The 218-nt window shown below is 63.3% G+C and carries 1 pseudogene; it reads right to left on the bottom strand.

Annotated features, from left to right (window positions below):
- Nucleotides 1–218, bottom strand: a pseudogene (locus tag AF337_RS30235) (sugar ABC transporter ATP-binding protein); the annotation flags it as partial.

The raw sequence follows: 218 nt of genomic DNA, 5'->3' as shown, positions 1-218 counted from the left end.
CCCGCGTGGTGGGATCGAAATCGCAGCCGACCAGTTTCAACGCTTCCTTGGCACGCGCCTGCGTCCTGTTCCAGTCGATCAGGCCGCGACGCATCGAGAAACCCTGCGACAGGCCCATGTTCTCGCCGACCGTCATCCACTCGATCAAGCCGAGATCCTGGTGAATGAAGGCAACCGGCTGCCGCTCGTTCGGCCTCGGGGGGCGATGATGGTAGCTC

This window comes from Rhizobium ecuadorense, from assembly GCF_001187535.1.
In the GTDB taxonomy this organism is placed as follows: Bacteria; Pseudomonadota; Alphaproteobacteria; order Rhizobiales; family Rhizobiaceae; genus Rhizobium; species Rhizobium ecuadorense.
The sequence above is the reverse complement of the archived record's forward strand: the minus strand, read 5'-3'. Positions and strand labels throughout refer to the sequence as shown.